The 20,517-nt window shown below is 52.2% G+C and carries 18 protein-coding genes; all 18 read left to right on the top strand.

Translation table 11 applies throughout. The features are described from left to right. Nucleotides 1–248: 248 nt before the first annotated feature. The 18 genes from CCY32_RS07550 (at nt 249) to CCY32_RS07465 (ending at nt 20,299) form a co-directional block, all read left to right on the top strand. Entirely contained in the window at nt 249–1,028 is a 780-nt protein-coding gene (locus CCY32_RS07550; RefSeq protein WP_088329988.1) for a SapC family protein, read from the top strand. A gap of 296 nt (nt 1,029–1,324) precedes the next feature. Beyond that, complete coding sequence (gene mraZ / locus CCY32_RS07545; RefSeq protein ID WP_088329987.1) at nt 1,325–1,783, top strand: division/cell wall cluster transcriptional repressor MraZ; 459 nt, start codon at nt 1,325–1,327, stop codon at nt 1,781–1,783. Further along, nucleotides 1,783–2,718 carry a 16S rRNA (cytosine(1402)-N(4))-methyltransferase RsmH gene (gene rsmH, locus CCY32_RS07540; RefSeq protein ID WP_088329986.1) on the top strand — a complete coding sequence of 312 codons (936 nt, stop codon included), beginning with the start codon at nt 1,783–1,785 and terminating at the stop codon, nt 2,716–2,718. The genes mraZ and rsmH overlap by 1 nt, the downstream gene beginning before the upstream one ends. Continuing rightward, nucleotides 2,715–3,035 carry a cell division protein FtsL gene (gene ftsL / locus CCY32_RS07535; RefSeq protein ID WP_088329985.1) on the top strand — a complete coding sequence of 107 codons (321 nt, stop codon included), beginning with the start codon at nt 2,715–2,717 and terminating at the stop codon, nt 3,033–3,035. Before rsmH ends, ftsL begins: the two co-directional genes overlap by 4 nt. Further along, nucleotides 3,032–4,783: a penicillin-binding transpeptidase domain-containing protein gene (locus tag CCY32_RS07530; RefSeq protein WP_088329984.1), complete on the top strand. Its 1,752-nt coding sequence runs from the start codon at nt 3,032–3,034 to the stop codon at nt 4,781–4,783. Before ftsL ends, CCY32_RS07530 begins: the two co-directional genes overlap by 4 nt. After that, nucleotides 4,773–6,275: a UDP-N-acetylmuramoyl-L-alanyl-D-glutamate--2,6-diaminopimelate ligase gene (gene murE, locus CCY32_RS07525; protein WP_088329983.1), complete on the top strand. Its 1,503-nt coding sequence runs from the start codon at nt 4,773–4,775 to the stop codon at nt 6,273–6,275. The genes CCY32_RS07530 and murE overlap by 11 nt, the downstream gene beginning before the upstream one ends. Then, a complete protein-coding gene (gene murF / locus CCY32_RS07520) occupies nt 6,272–7,666 on the top strand; it encodes a UDP-N-acetylmuramoyl-tripeptide--D-alanyl-D-alanine ligase (protein ID WP_088329982.1) in 1,395 nt (464 codons plus the stop codon). Before murE ends, murF begins: the two co-directional genes overlap by 4 nt. Next, entirely contained in the window at nt 7,660–8,742 is a 1,083-nt protein-coding gene (gene mraY / locus CCY32_RS07515; RefSeq protein WP_088329981.1) for a phospho-N-acetylmuramoyl-pentapeptide-transferase, read from the top strand. The genes murF and mraY overlap by 7 nt, the downstream gene beginning before the upstream one ends. Nucleotides 8,743–8,748: 6 nt before the next feature. Next, nucleotides 8,749–10,065, top strand: coding sequence for a UDP-N-acetylmuramoyl-L-alanine--D-glutamate ligase (gene murD / locus CCY32_RS07510; RefSeq protein WP_088329980.1), 1,317 nt, complete (start codon nt 8,749–8,751; stop codon nt 10,063–10,065). Next, the gene (ftsW, locus tag CCY32_RS07505) at nt 10,062–11,267 is read left to right on the top strand and encodes a cell division protein FtsW (RefSeq protein ID WP_088329979.1); all 1,206 of its coding nucleotides are present in this window, start codon (nt 10,062–10,064) and stop codon (nt 11,265–11,267) included. The genes murD and ftsW overlap by 4 nt, the downstream gene beginning before the upstream one ends. Further along, a complete protein-coding gene (gene murG, locus CCY32_RS07500) occupies nt 11,264–12,346 on the top strand; it encodes an undecaprenyldiphospho-muramoylpentapeptide beta-N-acetylglucosaminyltransferase (RefSeq protein WP_088329978.1) in 1,083 nt (360 codons plus the stop codon). Before ftsW ends, murG begins: the two co-directional genes overlap by 4 nt. Further along, complete coding sequence (gene murC / locus CCY32_RS07495; protein WP_088329977.1) at nt 12,343–13,794, top strand: UDP-N-acetylmuramate--L-alanine ligase; 1,452 nt, start codon at nt 12,343–12,345, stop codon at nt 13,792–13,794. The genes murG and murC overlap by 4 nt, the downstream gene beginning before the upstream one ends. Then, entirely contained in the window at nt 13,794–14,726 is a 933-nt protein-coding gene (locus tag CCY32_RS07490) for a D-alanine--D-alanine ligase (RefSeq protein ID WP_088329976.1), read from the top strand. The genes murC and CCY32_RS07490 overlap by 1 nt, the downstream gene beginning before the upstream one ends. Further along, the gene (locus tag CCY32_RS07485) at nt 14,723–15,463 is read left to right on the top strand and encodes a cell division protein FtsQ/DivIB (protein ID WP_088329975.1); all 741 of its coding nucleotides are present in this window, start codon (nt 14,723–14,725) and stop codon (nt 15,461–15,463) included. The genes CCY32_RS07490 and CCY32_RS07485 overlap by 4 nt, the downstream gene beginning before the upstream one ends. 57 nt (nt 15,464–15,520) lie before the next feature. Beyond that, nucleotides 15,521–16,750 carry a cell division protein FtsA gene (gene ftsA / locus CCY32_RS07480; RefSeq protein ID WP_088329974.1) on the top strand — a complete coding sequence of 410 codons (1,230 nt, stop codon included), beginning with the start codon at nt 15,521–15,523 and terminating at the stop codon, nt 16,748–16,750. Between the two features lie 81 nt (nt 16,751–16,831). Continuing rightward, nucleotides 16,832–18,001 (top strand): cell division protein FtsZ, encoded by a 1,170-nt coding sequence (ftsZ, locus tag CCY32_RS07475; protein ID WP_088329973.1) that lies wholly within the window; start codon nt 16,832–16,834, stop codon nt 17,999–18,001. A 243-nt stretch (nt 18,002–18,244) separates the two neighbouring features. Beyond that, the gene (gene lpxC / locus CCY32_RS07470; protein WP_088329972.1) at nt 18,245–19,159 is read left to right on the top strand and encodes a UDP-3-O-acyl-N-acetylglucosamine deacetylase; all 915 of its coding nucleotides are present in this window, start codon (nt 18,245–18,247) and stop codon (nt 19,157–19,159) included. Between the two features lie 231 nt (nt 19,160–19,390). Next, a complete protein-coding gene (locus CCY32_RS07465) occupies nt 19,391–20,299 on the top strand; it encodes a M23 family metallopeptidase (protein ID WP_088329971.1) in 909 nt (302 codons plus the stop codon). Nucleotides 20,300–20,517: the final 218 nt, after the last annotated feature.

Raw genomic sequence — 20,517 nt, 5'->3', positions numbered from 1 at the left:
GTGCGTCCGAAAAGAGTTCGATGCTCCAACAGTCATATGGAATGCCTGTCGACTATTAACAGATTGCAACCCAGACGCTGACTAAATCATCTTAGTGCAAAGCTAATCTTCTGCAGGCGCAAAAGCAAGATAAGCCGGTTGACAGAGGATATTGTGACTGCGGTGATTGTCCGGGGGTGACATTGGTATTGAAATCGGGGAAACTTGCCGCCACATAGTGAAAACACATTATTGAAAGAGACCCTAACATGGCAAGAAATTACGTATTACTGGATAAAGAAGCGCATAAGAACATCAAGATTAAGCAGGATCCCAGCCTTACCCACAGTAAAGGGTCGCATCTGGTGGGTGTGTCTATTCGCGAATTTGCTCGCGCTGCCAGCAGTGTACCGCTGGTTCTGGTAAAAGATGAAGCGGCGAACCGCTATCACTGCACCGGTTTGTATGGTTTGGTGGAAGGCGTAAACCTCTATTATTCAGCAGAAGGATGGCAGAGTCATTTCGCCCCATTGAATTTGCAACGTTATCCTTTCGACGTTCGCCCCAATGGCGATCAACTGTCTATCTTCATCGACAAAGACAGTGACCTGGTGAATGAAAAAGAGGGGATCGCTCTGTTCAATGAAGACGGTTCTGTGTCTGAATACATGGAAAGCCGTCAGAAGTTGATGGCAGAGCTGGTTAACAGTGAAAACCTGACCCAGGATTTTGTTAAGACCATCACAGAGTTGGATTTAGTAGAAGAGCTTCGCTTGGGTATTCGTTATGCCAGTGGTGAACAACGCCAATTGGTTGGACTGTATAGTATCAGCGAAGAGAAGCTGATGAAGCTAGATGATGAGCAGGTATTGAAACTGCACCGCAATGGTTTTCTGGGCGCCATGTATGCCATGCTCAGCTCAATGGGTCAGCTCAATAAACTGGTTCAGTTGTCTCAGAAAAGTGAACAGCCTATCGCCGCCATTCAGATTCTGCCAAAAGACGCGCCACAGGCTCAGCCAGCCGCGGAGCCGGCAAAAGCCAACTAGTCAGAACATGACTTGCACAAGGCAGCCAGATGGCTGCCTTTTTTGTTTGTTGTGATGGTTAAACGGCTTCTACCTGAGGCATTTAGCTCTGCTCTGAAGATTTTTTTATTAACCTTTTTCCACTTTTTTCCACCTTATCAAGCAGTTCCGTGAAGGCCTTATATATCAGGGCTTGCAGGCCCTGATCTATTCGTTTTTTATTCCTTGACACTAGACCATGGTGGTACCTAAACTGTCATCTGTGGGTAAAAGTGGCAAAAAGTGGAAAAAACAATTTTAATAAGAAGGCTAGGGGAATGTTCCGCGGCGCTAATGCAATCAATCTCGACAGTAAAGGACGTGTAACAGTTCCGACTCGTTATCGCCAGACACTGCTGGATGATTGTCAGGGACAGTTGGTGTGTACCATTGATATACAACAACCCTGTTTGCTGCTTTACCCACTCTCCGAATGGGAAGAGATTGAACTCAAACTCAGTCGTCTCTCCAGTATGAATCCTCATGAACGTCGTTTACAGCGCCTTTTGCTGGGTTACGCCCTTGAGGGCACGATGGACAGCAATGGTCGATTTCTTTTGTCAGCACCGCTGCGTCAGCATGCCCACCTTGAAAAGCAGCTGATGTTGGTGGGACAACTGAATAAGTTCGAGTTGTGGGATGCGGATACCTGGCAGCAACAGATTCATCAGGATATTGATACTGAACAGCAAGGCGGCTTTGAACTAACCGAGCGATTGCAGGACTTTTCTTTGTAATGTCCGAACAACAAGCACATCAGTCAGTGTTGTTGCAGGAATCTCTGCAAGCCCTGGCTATTAAGCCCGACGGTATCTATCTGGACGCCACCTTTGGTCGTGGCGGGCATTCCCGTGCCATTCTACAGCAGCTCGGTGACAACGGACGCCTGATCGCATTAGACCGCGATCCTGCGGCCATCGACGCGGCCACCTCCTTAGCCGACGACCAACGATTTAGCATTGTACACAGCCCCTTTTCCCGGTTACAGGATGTGGTCGAACAACTGGATCTCAGTGGTCAACTTGATGGGGTGCTGATGGATCTTGGTGTGTCTTCCCCTCAGTTGGATGATGCTGAGCGGGGATTCAGTTTTATGCGTGATGGACCACTCGATATGCGTATGGACCCGACAGCCGGTATCAGTGCTGCCCAGTGGCTGGCCGTCGCAGAGTTGGAAGATATCGTACAGGTGTTAAAAGAGTTCGGTGAAGAACGTTTTGCAAGGCGCATCGCCCATGCCATCGTCACAACGCGAGAAGCGCAGCCGCTCACCCGCACGGCCCAACTGGCCGCCCTTATCGATGAAGCGGTGCCCTTTCGTGACAAGCATAAGCACCCGGCCACACGCAGTTTTCAGGCGATTCGCATCTATGTGAACAGTGAGCTGGATGAGGTAAAGCAGGCACTGAAAGGCGCTCTTCACGCGCTGAAATCGGGTGGCAGGCTGGCCGTAATCAGCTTTCACTCTTTGGAAGATAGGCTGGTCAAACGTTTCATGCGCGAGCAAAGTCGCGGTAAGCAGGTGCCGGCAAGGCTACCGGTAACCAGTGCAGAACTCGATGAAGGTAAGGCAATGCGACTGGTGGGCAAAGCCATGATGCCCTCAGAAGCAGAACTCAAAATCAATAATCGGGCACGCAGCTCTGTGCTCAGGGTGGCAGAGAAACTATGAAGACGCTCAGCCCCCAGTTCAATCTTATCAGTCTTATCTGGACAGATCTGACTCGCCACCCCGGGCGGGTTTTGTTGTTTTTAATGGTGGTGCTCAGTGCACTGGCGGTGATCCTCAGTGCCCACCTCAACCGCCAGTTGGCCATCGGTCATGAGCAACAGATGCAGCAACGTGATCAGCTTGATGTTGAATGGCGTCATTTGGTGCTGGAGCAAAGTGCGTTGACTGAACATAACCGGCTCGAATCCATGGCAGCCAAAGAACTGAACATGCGCCGCCCCGAGCCGGCAGATGAAGTGGTGGTGAGGATCCGATGAACAAGCGTTCAGCCCATGCCAAGCAGAATTCACGCCCACGGCTGTTGGAGTGGCGCTTTATTCTCGTTGCAACGGTGGTGGTCGGGGTCTTTTCCGCCTTAGTGGTGCGTGCCGCCTATATTCAGGTGATTGAGCCAGATTCGCTGATTCAGCAGGGCGACAATCGTACCAAGCGCGTGCGTGTCACCCGCGCTCATCGCGGTATTATCAGCGACCGCAACGGTGAAGAGCTGGCGGTCAGTATACCGGTTCGAGCCATCTACGCAGACCCTAAAGTGATTCATGCCAATGGCGGTTTCTCAGATCAGCGTCGCTGGCAGGCTTTAGCGGATGTATTAGGGCAGGAATTACCCCATATCACCAGTCGCCTGGGCGATCCTAAAAAGCGTTTTGTCTACATTCAGCGACAAGTCTCCTCCGCCATGGCGGACTATGTTGAGGAGCTTGATCTGCCCGGAATCTATTTGCGTGATGAATCACGCCGCTATTACCCTGCCGGAGAAACGATTGCCCAGCTGATTGGTTTTACGGATGTGGATGACAAAGGTATTGAAGGTATCGAGCGGCTCTATGACAAGTGGTTAACCGGTACACCGGGAACCCGCCAGATTCGTCGTGATGCCAAAGGACGACAGGTAGAAATACTGGAGCAGACCCAGGGCCATGCAGGCAAGGATTTGCAACTGACCATCGATCAGCGTATTCAGGCTCTGGCATACAGAGAATTGAAACTGGCAGTCGGAACTTATAAGGCGGCTTCGGGCTCTGCGGTAGTAATAGATGTGCATTCCGGGGATGTGCTGGCAATGGTGAACAGCCCCTCTTTTAATCCGAACAATCGTAGCAATGTTTCTGCACATCGGATCCGCAATCGCGCCATTACCGATACCTTTGAACCCGGCTCAACGGCTAAGCCTCTGGCGGTGTTAGCGGCACTGGAATTTGGCACGGTAGAGCTGGAGGATACCCTGGATACGTCTCCGGGTTGGATGCGTATCGGTGGCAGCATGGTGCAGGATGGCAAGAATCACGGCAAACTGGACCTGACGGGTGTTATCCGCAAATCCAGTAACATGGGTACCTCAAAACTGGCGTTATCGGTGCCCAAAAATCATTTTATTGACAATTATTATCAATTTGGTCTGGTTGGTGACACCGGTACCAGCCTCATAGGGGAAAGCGGAGGGATTTTTCACGAGCGCCGCCGTTGGTCTGACTTTGAGCTGGCCACGCTCTCATTTGGCTACGGCCTGTCTGTGACCACCCTGCAGCTTGCCAGAATGTACAGCACCATTGCCAATGATGGCTACAAACTGCCCCTTAAAGTGATTAAGTCCAATGCCACTGCGGAGCCTGAAGGTGAGTCTGTGATCTCACCGGAATATGCCCGCGCCATGGTGCACATGCTGGAAACGGTGGTGATGGATGGTGGCACAGCGCCTAAGGCTCAGATTCATGGGTACCGGGTTGCTGGCAAGACGGGTACCAGCCGCAAAGCGGTGGCGGGTGGCTACGGTGAAGAATATGTCAATATTTTTGCGGGGCTGGCACCGGTATCAAACCCCGAGTTAGTGGTAGTCGTATTGATTAATGAACCCGGCGGCGATCTCTATTATGCCGGGGATACGGCCGCTCCTACCTTTTCCCGGATTATGTCCGGCGCTTTGCAGATGCTGAATATTCCGCCTGATGATAAAGCGGTGTCTTCACTGGCGGCGGTGAGTGGGGGAGCGCAGCATGACTCCTGATAACGCGATGGATTTGCGCCGTTTGTTGTTGCCCTTTGGCATTGAAGCCCCCTCTATTGAGGTGGCTCGCATTGTACTGGATAGCCGCGATGTCGCTATCCACAACCTGTTTGTCGCACTGAAGGGGCATCAGCTGGATGGACGGGATTTTATTCCCCAGGCTGTCAGTCTGGGTGCGAAGGCTATTCTGGCTCAGGCCGATCAGCCGGAGCAGCACGGCCAGATGGAAATGCGCGAACAATCGCTGATTGTCCAGTTTTATCGCCTTGGCGAGTGTCTTTCTGCCCTGGCAGCGGAATTCTATCACCATCCTGCCAATGCGTTACAGGTGGCGGCGGTTACAGGGACAAATGGTAAAACCTCAACGGTACAATTGATTGCACAACTGACCCGCCTGCTTGGTGAAAAAGCCGGCACTATCGGTACACTCGGAGCTGGTCTGGAAGGGGCGCTGGAGGACTTGGGGAACACCACACCCGATGCCATCAATATGCAACGGTTGCTCAGGGAAATGCAGCAGCAGGGAGCCAACCTGGTGGCGATGGAAGCATCGTCACACGCATTGGTGCAACACCGGATTGCCAGCATCAAAACGGATGTGGCGGTATTCACGAATCTCACTCGCGATCACCTCGACTACCATGGCAGCATGAACCAGTATGCGGCGGCCAAGCGTCTCTTACTGAATCAGCCGGGGTTGCAGGCGATGGTGCTGAATCAGCAGGACTCAGAAAGTGAAAACTGGCTGGCAGTTGGCGGCAACCGCCTGCGTAGTGTGTTTTATGGTGAGGGGCAGCCAAAGCATCCACAGTGCCAGTATGTGATGGCATCCCAGGTAGAGTACCTGCCCCACGGCGCGCGCATACAGTTAGACACCAGTTGGGGAAGCGCTGAGGTGTTATCTCCTTTGATGGGGCAGTTTAATGTGCTCAACCTGCTGGGGGCGGTTTCCACTCAGCTTGTTCTTGGTGCGGATCTCAAATCTTTGCTGGCGGCCATCCCGTCTTTGAAACCGGTGCCGGGACGACTGGAGGTTTTCTATCAGCGCGGACATGGGGCACTGATAGTGGATTACGCGCATACACCGGATGGCCTGCAACAAGCACTGGCGGCGCTGCGTCAACATGCCATGGGCAAAGTGTATTGTCTGTTTGGCTGCGGTGGTGATCGCGACAAGGGTAAACGACCCTTGATGGGAAAAATTGCAGAGCAGGGCGCGGATGTGGTGATGATTACCAATGATAACAGTCGCTCTGAAGACCCGATGGTCATTGCCAGAGAGATTCTTGGCGGTATGCAATCTCCAGACAACGCGCTGGTGGAACTGGATCGCAAGACCGCTATCCGTCAACTCTTTGCTCAGGCCAAAGACGGTGATCTGATCCTGTTAGCCGGTAAAGGTCACGAGCCCTATCAGGTGATAGGGGACAATAAAATTAATTATAACGAACGTGAGTATGCAGCCACATTGATCAGGGGGAACAACGCATGATTCCGGTGACACTCGAATGGATTGCTCAACAAGTCAATGGCAGGTTAGAGGGAGAGAATCTGACGATTGAAAAAGTGAGCACCGATACCCGACAACTCGAAGCCGGTGCTTTGTTTGTAGCGCTGACCGGTCCTAATTTTGATGGCCATGGTTTTGTTCATCAGGCAGCTGAGAAAGAGGCCAGTGCATTGATAGTGTCGCGGGCGGTTGACACCACGTTGCCCTGCATTGTGGTTGAGGATACCACTCAGGCACTGGGACAATTAGCCGGCGCTATCCGACAATTGGCAAAGGTCAAAGTGGTTGGTATTACCGGCAGTAGTGGCAAGACCACGGTCAAAGAGATGGTGGCCTGTATCCTTTCGCGCAAAGGCAAAGTGCTGGCAACGAAAGGTAACTTTAACAATGAAATCGGCGTGCCCCTGACACTGTTAGAGCTGACCGAAGAGCACGATTTTGCCGTGGTGGAGATGGGGGCCAATCATTTGGGGGAAATCGCCTACACCACATCGCTGACCCGACCTGATGCGGCCACCATTGTTAATGCCGCGGCGGCTCATCTGGAAGGCTTTGGCAGCCTGTTGGGGGTGGCCAGAGCCAAAAGTGAAATCTTTAAGGGCTTACCCGAAAAAGGCCTTGCGGTACTCAATGCCGACAGTCAGTTTATGTCTTTTTGGCAGGGTAAATTGCATGACAAACGTATTCAGACATTTTCGGAGCACCAGGGTGACTTTTATGCAGAAGATGTAATTCTGGGCATGGATGGTTGTGCCCAGTTCCAGATGAATACGCCGCAGGGAAGCGTAGATATTTCCCTGGTGGTGCCGGGTATGCACAACGTCACCAATGCGCTATGTGCAGCGGCGTTGTCGATGGCCGTTGGTGCGACCCTTGAAGATGTGAAAATGGGACTGTTACAAATGGCGAAGGTGACAGGGCGGCTGAATATTCGTCAGTTGACCAACCAGGTCAGGCTGATTGATGACAGTTATAACGCCAATGTGGCGTCTACCCGGGCCGCCATTGATTTGCTCGCCAGTTTCAGCGGCCGTCGGGTGTTGGTCCTCGGTGATATGGCTGAGCTTGGAGAGAAAGCCCGCTTTTATCATGAAGAAATGGGCACCTACGCCAAAGAGCAGGGCATTGACAATCTCTTCAGTGTAGGGGTTCTCAGCCAGCATGCCAGCGATCAGTTTGCGCAGGCCGGTAAGCACTTCACTGACAAAGAGATGTTGGTGGACTATCTGCAGCAGCAGGTAGAGGGTGAAAAGCGTGATATCAGTATTCTGATTAAAGGCTCGCGCAGCGCGCGTATGGAACAGGTTGTGGCGCTGATTGAGGCCTCACCATTGGGAAAGCTTGAGCGTCAGCGGGAGCGAATTGCATGCTGATCTGGCTGACGGACTGGTTGCAACAGTTCAATACAGGCTTCAATGTCTTTTCCTATCTCACGTTCAGGGCCATTCTCAGTACCCTGACGGCATTGATCCTGTCTGTGATGCTGGGCCCGGTAATGATTCGCTGGCTGCAGAAGTTGCAGATTGGTCAGACCGTGCGCGACGATGGGCCGCAGTCCCATTTATCCAAATCGGGCACTCCGACCATGGGTGGCGTATTGATCGTGGCGACCATTACGGCCAGTACTCTGCTGTGGGCAGATTTGAGTAATCGCTATGTACTGGTGTCGCTGTTTGTCATCCTCAGTTACGGCCTTATTGGCTTTGTGGATGATTATCGTAAAGTTGTGCGTAAAGACGCCAAGGGACTCATCGCCCGCTGGAAATACTTCTGGCTCTCCGCGGTTGCCCTGCTGGTGGCGTTTTATCTGTATAGCAGCAGCCAACAAGCGCCGGAAACCGCTCTTATCGTCCCCTTCTTTAAAGATGTCATGCCACAGTTAGGGATGTTTTACATCGTGCTGACCTATTTCGTGCTGGTGGGCACCAGTAATGCGGTGAACCTGACAGATGGATTGGATGGCCTGGCGATTGTCCCGACTATCCTGGTTGCCGGTGCCTTTGCGGTGTTTGCTTATGTAACGGGGAACGTAAATTTTTCAGGGTATCTGAACATCCCCTTTATTCCCCTGACCAGTGAGCTGGTCATCATCTGTACAGCCATTGTTGGTGCCGGTCTGGGATTCCTGTGGTTTAACACATACCCGGCCATGGTGTTTATGGGAGATGTGGGCTCACTGGCACTGGGCGGTGCGCTGGGCATTCTCGCCGTGCTGGTTCGTCAGGAGCTGGTGCTGTTAATTATGGGGGGCGTTTTTGTCATCGAAGCCCTGTCGGTTATTTTGCAGGTGGGCTCGTATAAGTTGCGTGGAGAACGTATTTTCCGCATGGCACCCATACATCACCACTACGAACTCAAAGGTTGGCCGGAGCCTCGCGTGATTGTGAGGTTCTGGATTATTTCCCTGATCCTTGTACTGATCGGGCTGGCTACATTGAAACTCAGGTAACGATAGATGCAACGGGCTCTACAAAATCAACAGGTTGCTGTGGTCGGTTTAGGACTGACCGGGCACTCCTGTGTGCGATTTCTGCTAGCCCAGGGTGCAAAGGTTACTGCTTTTGACAGTCGTAGCGACCTCAATCTGACCTTGCCGGAGTCGGTTGAGGTGAACCTTGGTCCCTTTGACGGCGCATTGTTGTCAGCCACATCACTGATCATTCTGAGTCCGGGCGTGCCGCTCAGCGAACCGGCTATCCAACGTGCTCTCGCAGCAGGGGTTGAGGTGATCGGTGACGTCGAACTCTTCGCCCGCTTTAATCACAGGCCAGTGCTGGCTGTCACCGGCTCCAACGGTAAAAGCACCGTCACTCAGTTGGTAACGGCAATGCTTGAGCACAGCGGCATCCGCGCTGTGTCGGGCGGAAATATCGGTACACCGGCGCTGGATTTGCTGGAGCGTGATTATGAGGTGGCGGTCCTGGAGCTATCCAGCTTTCAACTGGAGACGCTGAGCTCCTTATCCATGCTTGCCGCGACGGTGCTAAACCTGAGTCCGGATCATTTGGATCGTTATACGGATATGGAGGCGTACCGGCAGGCCAAACTACGTATCTATCGTCACGCCGGATTGCTGGTGGTCAATCGGGACGACCCACAGACCCTGCCTGATGCAGACACCGACAACACCCAGCCTCAAATCAGCTTTGGTCTCGGAGAGTCGACAAGGGATATAGGTTATCAATCCGCTACCGGAATGATCCGCTATCAGAACGAAGATTTGCTTGAGTTTTCAACCTGTCAGTTAGTTGGGCAGCACAATTTGTTAAACATTCAGGCTGCGGCCGCACTGGCATTTGCCGGGGGCGCGACCAGTCAGGGCGTGGTGGCCGCTGCGAGAGCCTTTACGGGACTGCCTCACCGCTGTGAAAAAGTGCGTGAACACAAGGGTGTGGTATGGATAAACGATTCTAAAGGCACCAACATCGGCGCGACAGAGGCGGCCATAGCTGGATTGCGCCCTATGGTGCAGGGGCAGCTGTTGTTAATTGCTGGCGGAGATGGGAAAGGCGCGGATTTTTCCCTGTTACAGCATGCTCTGAAATCTGTGGATAAACTCATTTGCCTTGGCAAAGATGCCGAAAAAATCGCTGTGCTCAAGCCCGGTGCGCTTAGAGTGGCAAGCATGCAGGCTGCCGTTGCTGCGGCAGCGTCGCTGGCCGGCGATGGCGATATGGTGTTGCTCTCACCAGCCTGTGCCAGTTTGGATATGTTCGACAATTATCAGCACCGCGGGCACGTGTTCACCGATGCAGTGGAGGCTCTCGCATGAGCGTGTCGACCTCTGCTAATCATCTTCAGCGTTTGTTTCAGCTGCGCCATAATGCGCAGGGTAAGCGCCCCTATGATATCGGTTTTTTACTCATTGCCCTGGCATTGATGAGTATCGGCCTGATGGTGGTTACGTCAGCTTCTATGCCGGCTGCTGACAGGCTTTTCGACAATCCTTTTCATTTTGCTATCCGTCACGGCATTTATTTGTTGCTGGCAATGGTGGCGGCACTGGTCACACTGCAACTACCTATGCGTTGGTGGCAATCCAGTAACGTCTATTTGTTACTGCTCTCTTTGTTGCTGTTGGTCGCGGTGTTAGTCGCCGGGCGCACGGTTAACGGCGCTACTCGCTGGCTGGCAATCGGACCCTTAACCATCCAGGCTGCCGAACCGGCGAAGCTGTTTTTCTTTTGCTATCTGGCCGGTTACCTGGTGCGCCGGTATGAGGAAGTCACAGAGAACCTTAAAGGCTTTATTAAGCCTCTGGCCGTGCTATTTCTGTTAGCGCTGCTGCTGTTGATGCAACCGGATTTAGGCACGGTGGTGGTGATGTTTGCCACCACGGTTGGACTGCTTTTCCTTGCCGGGGCGAAATTGTGGCAGTTCTTTGGCCTGTTGCTCAGCGGTCTGTGCGCTGTCGTGGCACTGATTATGTTTGAAGAATACCGCTTAAGACGGATTACCGCTTTTCTGGATCCCTGGGCGGACCCTTTCGGTAGCGGATATCAGCTGACACAGTCCTTGATGGCCTACGGTCGTGGGCATGTCTTTGGGCAGGGGCTGGGAAATAGCCTGCAAAAGTTAGAATACCTGCCGGAGGCCCATACCGATTTCATCATGGCGATCCTTGCAGAGGAACTTGGTTTTGTTGGTGTTTGTGCGGTTTTGGCTTTGTTAATGATGCTGGTCCTCAAGGCGCTTAAACTGGGCAATCTTGCATTGCAGCAGGAGCGACCATTTGAAGGTTATCTGGCTCATTCCATTGGTATCTGGTTTGCGTTTCAGACAACCGTCAATGTGGGTGCCAGCGCTGGTATGCTGCCGACCAAGGGGCTGACGTTACCTTTGGTCAGTTATGGTGGCAATAGCATTATTCTGATGAGCGTGGCGGTTGCCATCCTGGTGCGTATCGACTTTGAATTGCGTATGGATGGTGTGCAGGCGATCAGTGATGATAAAAAGCGGGGGGGCCGGCCATGACCCGAACGCTGTTAATCATGGCTGGCGGCACCGGTGGTCACATTTTCCCCGGGCTTGCAGTGGCAGATTATCTGAAAACATCCGGCTGGCAGATTCACTGGCTGGGTACCGCGACACGCATGGAAGCAGAGATTGTACCCAAAGCCGGGTATCCGATTTCCTTTTTGTCGGTACAGGGCGTCAGAGGGAATGGGTTGTTACGGCTTCTCACGGCGCCGTTTCAGCTTGTCCGGGCCATCTGGCAGGCTCGTAACGTGATTCGCCAGTGCCAGCCTGATCTGGTGCTGGGGATGGGAGGATTCGCCAGTGGACCGGGTGGTATCGCCGCCTGGCTGACCAGAAAACCGCTGATTATCCATGAACAAAACGCGGTTCCCGGCATGACCAATAAGGTGTTGCAGCATCTGGCCAGTAAAGTGCTGATGGGTTTCTCTGGAGCCTTTGGTGAGCGCGATGAAGAGAAGTATCAATGGGTAGGCAATCCGGTGCGAGAGGCCTTTGATGGTATTACGCGCAGGTCGGTGCAAGACACAGACAGAGTGAGGGTGCTGGTGGTGGGTGGCAGTCTGGGGGCCAGGGCTCTGAATCAGTCGATGCCGACAGTGCTGGGAAAGTTGGAGAAGATAGAAGTATGGCACCAGTGTGGTAAAGGCAACCAAAAGCAGGTGGAAAATGCCTACCGACAACAGTTGCAAGAGGAAACGACTGTGCGGGTGGATGACTTTATTACCGATATGGCGGGAGCCTTTGGGTGGGCGGATATGATCATTTGCAGGGCAGGGGCGTTAACGGTTTCCGAGGTGGCCCTGGCGGGTTTACCTGCGGTTTTCGTTCCCTTGCCCCACGCAGTGGATGATCATCAGACTAAGAATGCGCAGGTACTGGTGGAGGCGGGGGCGGCCATTCTGGCACCTCAGCAGACCCTCAATGATGAGGCCTTCAGGCTGAGGCTGGAACAGTTAATCAGTGATCCCCATTCACTTGAGTCCATGCGCCGGGCAGCCCGAACCGTTGCCCGTCCGGATGCAACCGCACAGGTTGCAGAATGTTGTCGGTATCTAGTGGAGCAAAATGTATGACAGTAAAAACGGCCTATGCGGTACCGGAAATGCGCAGAATTAAGCGTATTCACTTTATTGGTATTGGTGGTGCCGGTATGGGAGGCATTGCGGAGGTGCTTCTTAATGAAGGGTATCAAATCTCTGGCTCGGATCTGCAATCCGGCGCCATGACCCGACGTCTCGAAGAAAAAGGCGCCCGTGTCTTTATTGGTCATCAACAGGAAAACATACAGGGTGTCGATGTGGTGGTGGTGTCCAGTGCGATTGACCCACATAACCCGGAAATACAGGCGGCCCGGGAAACACGGGTGCCAGTTATTCGCCGTGCTGAAATGCTTGCTGAACTGATGCGCTTTCGCCATGGTATCGCGGTTGCCGGAACCCATGGCAAAACGACCACCACCAGTCTGTTGGCCACCATTTTTGCCCATGCGGATAAAGATCCGACTTTTGTTATTGGTGGACTGCTTAATAGTGCTGGCACCAATGCCCGTCTGGGAAGCAGTCGCTACCTGATTGCCGAGGCCGATGAAAGCGATGCGTCCTTCTTACATTTGCAGCCTATGGTGTCGGTGGTGACCAATATCGAAGCGGATCATATGGGCACTTATGAAGGCGACTTCCAACGAATGCTGGATACCTATGTAGAGTTTCTCCATAACCTCCCTTTTTATGGACTGGCGGTTGTCTGCGGCGATGACCCTGTGGTCCGGGATTTGTTGCCGCGGATTGGTCGTCAGACGCTCACCTATGGTTTTTCTGAACAGCGCGATGTGCGTGCTGTGGAGGTGCGTCATGGGTTCAATCACAGTTGTTTCCGGGTACAGACCAGCAGTGGTCATGACTTTGAAGTGAAACTCGGACTGCCGGGCCGGCACAATGTACTGAATGCCCTGGCAGCAATTGCCGTGGCACTGGAAGAGGGGCTTAACGAGCAAGCCATTGTGGATGCCTTATCATCTTTTGAGGGAATTGGCAGGCGCTTTGAGTACCTCGGGGAATACGATACCGGTAAGGGTAAAGCGATTCTGGTGGACGATTACGGTCATCATCCCACCGAGGTGGAGGCAACCATCGCCACAGCACGGGCTAATTGGCCAGATAGACGGCTGGTGATGGCCTATCAGCCCCATCGGTACTCGCGAACCCGAGACCTTTATGAGGACTTTGTACGCGTCTTATCACAGGTCGATGTGCTGTTATTACTGGAAATTTACTCCGCTGGTGAGCCTGCCATTGAAGGCGTGGACAGTAAGTCCTTATGCCGCTCCATTCGTCAGCGCGGAGAAATAGAACCGGTTTATGTGGCCGATGTGAACGAATTACCCCGGGTGCTGGCTGGCGTGATGGAGGACAACGATCTGGTCATGACACAGGGCGCAGGCAATATCGGTGGACTGGCTAAAAAACTGCAGGCCCTGAAATTAGACGTGGTTGCGATGCAATCTTCACAGGAGCACGACTGATGCACATTTCTGACTTTGGAAAAGTGGCCGTGATGTTCGGTGGAAGTTCCGCTGAGCGTGAGGTATCTCTGAAGTCCGGTACTGCGGTGTTGCAAGCCCTGCAAGAATACGGTGTGGATGCACATGCTTTTGACCCTGCCCAAAGGCCCTTGTCTGATTTGCTGGACGACCAGTTTGACCGCGTCGTGATTATGCTTCATGGCCGGGGTGGGGAAGATGGCAGCATGCAAGGTGCGTTGCAGTTACTGGGTTTACCCTATACCGGGACTGGCGTCCTGGGCTCAGCGCTGGCCATGGATAAAGTACGTAGCAAGCAGGTATGGCAAAGTCTTGGCTTACCGACCAGCGATTTTGTGGTGGCCGAAAAATCCACCTTTGATGCTGCCTGTTGTGAAGATATAATTGAGCGGCTTGGCGGAACGGTCATGGTTAAGCCAGCCCGAGAAGGTTCAAGTATCGGCATGGCGAAAGTGAAGACCGCTGAGGCGTTACACATTGCCATTACCAAGGCCTTTGAATATGACTCGGATGTATTACTGGAGCGCTTTATTCAGGGGCGGGAATTTACCGTCAGCCTGCTTCATGGTCGGGCGCTACCTTCAATCCGTATGCAGACTCCCCGGGATTTCTACGATTATGAGGCCAAGTATCAGGCTTCTAATACGCAGTATTTCTGTCCCGCGGGGTTAACCGATGAGGTTGAAGCACAGCTTGCCACACTGGCCCAGCGAGCGTTCCATGCGGTGGACGGAAAGGGCTGGGGCCGCGTTGACTTTATGCAGGATGAACAGGGCCAGTTCTATTTACTTGAGGTGAATACGGTTCCGGGCATGACGGCCAAGAGCCTCGTGCCAATGGCTGCAAAAGCCACCGGGATTGACTTTGCTCAGTTATCCCTGGCGGTACTGCAAACCAGTCTGGGGGCAAGATGACGCAGTTAATGGTCAGAGAAAAACCACGACTGGGTTTATGGCTGGGGTTGGGTTTTCTGGCTGCGGTGCTGCTGATGCTCGGATATGGCGTTTATCAGCTCAATGACTGGCTGGAAGATGAACAGCGGCTGCCGGTCAAAGCGATCCGTTTGAGTGGTGATTTTCAGTTCATCTCGGCACAGGATGTTGACAGGGCGGTTCGTCAGAATCAGCCCGGCAGTTTTTTTCAGCTTGATGTCAGGCAGGCGAAGGCAGACATTGAGGCATTGCCTTGGGTCTATCGGGCCTCGGTGCGTAAAGACTGGCCCAATAATTTGCAGGTCCATCTGGTGGAGCAAGTGGCGGTAGCCCGATGGAACCAGGACATGTTGTTAAATGACAAGGCGGAGAGCTTTGTCGCCAGAGTCCCTCAGGGATTGGTGTTACCCGACCTGTTTGGGCCGCAGGGAAGTGAGCAGGCTGCGCTGGATGGGTATCGGGCGATGTTGGCTTTGTTGCAACAAAGTGGTTTCTCCATTTCAGAACTCGTACTGACAGAACGATTTGCCTGGCATGTCAGACTTAACAATGAACTTGAACTGAATTTGGGGCGCAGCGAATTTATCGACCGCTTACAGCGATTTGTCGATATATACCCGCTGTTGATGCAGGGTGAGCGCCAGCCAGAGTATGTGGACTTGCGTTACGACACGGGACTGGCTGTAGGCTGGAAACAAACAGATAAACAACAGAGCTGAAAAGAATGTGGTGTTTAACCCAACCAATAACAGAAGTAGTAATAGTGGAGCCGATGGGTGTCTAAGGTAACGGATCGCAATTTAATCGTAGGGCTGGATATCGGAACCAGTCAGGTCAAGGCCGTGGTTGGGGAAATTCTCGATGACGGAGGCATCAGTGTGGTTGGTGTCGGCACGCATGCCGCCAGAGGAATGGATAAGGGCGGCGTCAATGATCTGAACCTGGTGGTACAGTCGGTGCAAAGCGCCATTAATGAAATGGAGCTGATGGCGGACTGTCGCGTCTCTTCCGTTTTTATGTCCATTTCCGGGCGTCATGTGCAATGTCAGAATGAGAATGGCATGGTTCCCATTAATAATAAGGAAGTGACACAGGAAGATGTCGACAACGTGATCCATGCCGCCCGTTCTGTGCCCATTGCTGCAGAGCGTCGCTTGTTGCATGTCCTGCCACAGGAATTCACCATTGACGTGCAGGAGGGCATTAAAAACCCTGTGGGTATGTCTGGTGTCAGAATGGAGGCTGAAGCCCATATCATTACCTGTGCAGATGACATGGCTAAGAATTTGGTGAAATGTGTTGAGCGCTGTGAGCTCAATGACGACCAACTGATATTCTCTGCATTGGCGTCAAGCTATGCGGTGTTGACCGATGATGAAAAAGAACTCGGTGTCTGTGTCGTTGATATTGGTGGTGGCACCATTGATATTGTGATTTATACCGATGGGGCAATTCGTCACACGGCAGTCATCCCCGTGGCGGGCAATCAGATTACCAGTGATATTGCCAAAATTTTTCGCACTCCATTGAGTCATGCTGAAGAGATCAAAATCAACTATGCCTGTGCTCTGAAGGACATGGTCAGTATGGAAGAAAGCATTGAAGTGCCCAGTGTGGGGGGGCGACCGCCCCGCGCCATGTCCAGACACACCCTGGCGGAGGTGATTGAGCCTCGCTATCAGGAATTGTTTGAATTGGTGCATGAGCAAATTCGCACCAGCGGCCTTGAAGAGCAAATAGCGGCAGGCATCGTGCTCACCGGCGGCACTGCCAAAATGGAGGGCGCGGTAGAGTTTGCAGAAGAAATTTTCCAGATGCCGGTGCGGGTCGGACAGCCCCTGAATATCAAGGGCTTGTCTGAGTATGTGGAAGATGCCACATTCGCCACCGTCATTGGCTTATTGCAATACGGTAAAGAGCATTGGAGAACCAGACAACTGGCAAAGCAGAAAGCGTCGCAGGGTATGTGGCACAGAATACAGAGTTGGTTTAAGGGTGAGTTTTAGCACCTTTTAAATAATCAGTTTAGCGGGATTTGGCCCCGGATCGGGTCAGATGTTGTTAAGAATAAAAACCGGAGAGAAAGTATGTTTGAATTAATGGACAATCATAACGAAGAAGCCGTCATCAAGGTCATTGGTGTCGGTGGTGGTGGCGGCAATGCCGTCGAGCATATGCTGGCGCATAATATCGAAGGCGTCGAGTTTATCGCAGTGAACACCGACGCTCAGGTGCTGCGAAGCTCAAAGGCCAATGTCACCTTACAAATAGGCTCAGGGGTAACCAAAGGCTTAGGAGCTGGGGCGAACCCAGCAATTGGCCGTCAGGCTGCTGAGGAAGACAGTGAAACCATCCAGGAATGCCTGCAGGGCGCCGATATGGTGTTCATTACCGCAGGTATGGGCGGTGGTACAGGTACCGGCGCCGCGCCAGAAGTGGCCCGTATTGCCAAGGAAATGGGTATTCTGACGGTCGCAGTGGTCACCAAACCTTTTCCTTTTGAAGGTCGCAAACGCATCGAGTTTGCTGAGCAGGGTATTGATGAGCTGTCCAAGTACGTAGACTCTCTGATCACCATTCCTAACGAGAAACTGCTCAAGGTTATGGGACGTGGTACGCCATTGCTTCAGGCATTCAGCGCTGCTAACGATGTGCTGCGCGGTGCCGTACAGGGCATTGCTGAACTGATAACCCGCCCGGGCTTGATCAACGTGGATTTTGCAGATGTGCGCACTGTCATGTCTGAAATGGGCATGGCGATGATGGGAAGTGGGGCAGCCAGAGGTGAAGACCGTGCCGAAGAGGCCGCAGAATCAGCCATTGCTTGTCCGCTGCTTGAAGACATTGATCTTTCAGGTGCACGAGGCATCCTGGTGAATATCACTGCCGGCCCTGACTTTGCCATCGATGAGTTCGAAACCGTTGGTAATGCGGTTAAGGCTTTCGCCTCTGAGAATGCCACTGTGGTGGTGGGAACTGTTATTGACATGGATATGTCAGATGAACTGCGGGTGACCGTTGTTGCCACGGGAATTGGTGCCGAGCGTAAGCCGGAAATCTCGTTGGTCAGTAATCGCTCGGGAAGCCGCGCGACCCAACAGGCGAACGATTTTCAGTTGCAGTCAGCAAGTGGCACAGAGAAAACGACGGCGCAGGACAGATCTTCTTCAGCATCTTCTGCAGAAGACAAGTCCGAGCATAACAGTGATCTGGAATATCTGGATATTCCGGCATTTTTGCGTAAGCAGGCTGACTGATTTGTCAGGTCATCGGGGGTAGCCGGGGGCTGTCGGTTTTCACTTTCCTGATTCAGGAAGGGCAAGGAAATCGCCAGGGGGCAATGCACCAATTTTGTGAATTGTTGTCATAAATATTTCATATTGGTGAAGAAGTCCTGATATATCGGTAACTTAGCGATGGTAGTAATTTTGACAAATTGTGGTCAAACCACTAAAATACGCGCCCTTTTGCAAGCTGGTTAATTATTGAGCTATAGCGAGATGATCAAACAACGTACTCTGAAACAATCTGTACAGGTCACAGGAATAGGTCTGCATAAAGGTGACAAGGTCACCATGACTCTCCGACCCGCGCCAGCGAACACAGGAATCGTGTTCCGACGCGTTGATCTTGAGCCTTTTGTGGATATCCCTGCCCGTGCCGATGCGGTTGGAGATACGATGTTATGCACTTGTCTTAGCAATGAACAGGGCGCCAACATTTCTACGGTTGAACATTTGGCATCGGCGCTGGCCGGTATGGGCGTGGACAATATTATTGTTGAAGTTGATGCCAATGAATTGCCGATTATGGATGGCAGTGCCAGTCCCTTTATCTTTTTGCTGCAGTCTGCAGGAATTGAAGAACAAAATGCGGCGAAAAAGTTTATTCGCGTGACCAAACCTGTGCGCGTTGAAGATGGCGACAAATGGGCAGAGTTGAGACCCCATAATGGTTTTCGTGTGGACTTCAGAATCGATTTTGAACACCCTGTTATCAGTCAGACTCGCCAGCATATGGTTATGGACTTTGATACCTCCTCTTATATTGATGAGGTCAGCCGAGCGCGAACCTTTGGCTTTATGAAAGACCTTGAGTATATGCATGCTCATGATCTGGCTCTGGGTGGTAGCATGGAAAATGCGGTGGCGCTGGACGATTACCGGGTACTTAACCAGGAAGGTTTGCGTTATGAGGATGAATTTCTCAAGCACAAAATCCTGGATGCCATTGGCGATCTCTATCTTGGCGGCCACGCGATAATCGGCGAGCTGTGTGCATACAAGTCCGGACATGGACTGAACAATAAACTTCTGAATCAGTTGTTGGCGCACCAGGATTGCTGGGAATACGTCAGCTATGAGTCTGAAGAAAAATTGCCGATCCGGTTTGGTTTACCGGCTATGGCTGGATAATCGCAAAATAAAGAGTACCAATGCCGCGTTCAGCGGCATTGTTGTTTCTGGCATGCTCTATGCGTACCACTGGCGGTTATATACGCATAGGTATCGGGTTATAACCTGAAACAGGATATGAACTTTTTTTTAACCTCAACTCAGTTTAGAATCAATAGAATGAGCCGGCCCCGTCACCTCGCGGTCTGTGGTTAATGACGCCACTTTAAAGTGGAACCTACAAGGGTAACAATGAGTTTAACGCTGTTAGTAAAAACGAAAAAGACCAGCTTTCGCTTCAGTCTGAACCGTCGGCAGTTGCTTGCCGCGGTCGTGCTGACCCTTGCCCTGACCTTTATTGCTGCGCGCGGCACAGACCCGTTGTCAGACAGTGCTGAGCGCGTTGCCTATACGCAAAGTGGATTAATTCAGCAGCGCCACGAAGTGGAGCAACTGAAGCAAACAACCCAACAGCAGTTAACCGGCATGTTGGTGAAAATGGGAGAAATGCAGGGGCAGTTGCTGAGACTGAATGCGTTAGGGGAAAAGTTAGTTGCTGAGTCTGCACTCAATCCAAAGGAGTTTAATTTCTCCGAATTGCCCGCCAGTGGTGGCCCCACCCATGAAGTGGCGGATCTGGATCTGGATTCGGCTGATAATCTGATTGGCCGTATGGATGCGATGTTGGCTCAACTGGATAATAAAACAAAGCAACTGCAAGTGCTTGAATCTGTGCTGCGTCATCACCATATAGAGCAGGAAAGCGCTATTACCGGGCGTCCAATCAATTCCGGTTGGCTGTCTTCTTATTACGGTGTGAGAAAAGATCCGTTCTCGGGTATGCCGGCAATGCACAAAGGTGTGGATTTTGCCGGCAGTGAGGGTGACGATGTGGTTGCCACCGGCGCCGGGTTGGTCACCTGGGCTGGGGAACGATATGGCTACGGCAATCTTGTGGAAATTGAGCATGGTAATGGTCTGGTAACCCGCTATGGTCACAATAAGGATCTGCAGGTTCAGGTCGGTGATGTTGTGACCAAAGGACAGGTAATAGCAGTGATGGGGTCAACAGGCCGTTCTACAGGACCCCATGTTCACTATGAAGTATTGAACAGAGGAAAGCAGATCGATCCATTGCCGTTCGTTTACCGAAAGGGCTAAATCCCTGACTCCTGTTTTAATATTTGTACAATCGGCTTCGGGCCGATTGTTTTTGTTTCATCCGTGAGACAAACACGTTAAGCGGGCCAGCTGAAGCTGGAATGAGCGGCTCCAGTGGCCTGAGAAGGGCTAGCGCGGGTAGAACAAATGAGGGATTTTGTGTCGTTGCGATTCCCCTGACACAGAATTGAGAATTGAATTTAGATAATTGGAAGTCG

It is taken from the genome of Lacimicrobium sp. SS2-24 (assembly GCF_002201535.1).
Lineage (GTDB): Bacteria > Pseudomonadota > Gammaproteobacteria > Enterobacterales > Alteromonadaceae > Lacimicrobium.
Note: the sequence above shows the minus strand (reverse complement) of the source record. Positions and strands in the feature narration are given on the sequence as shown.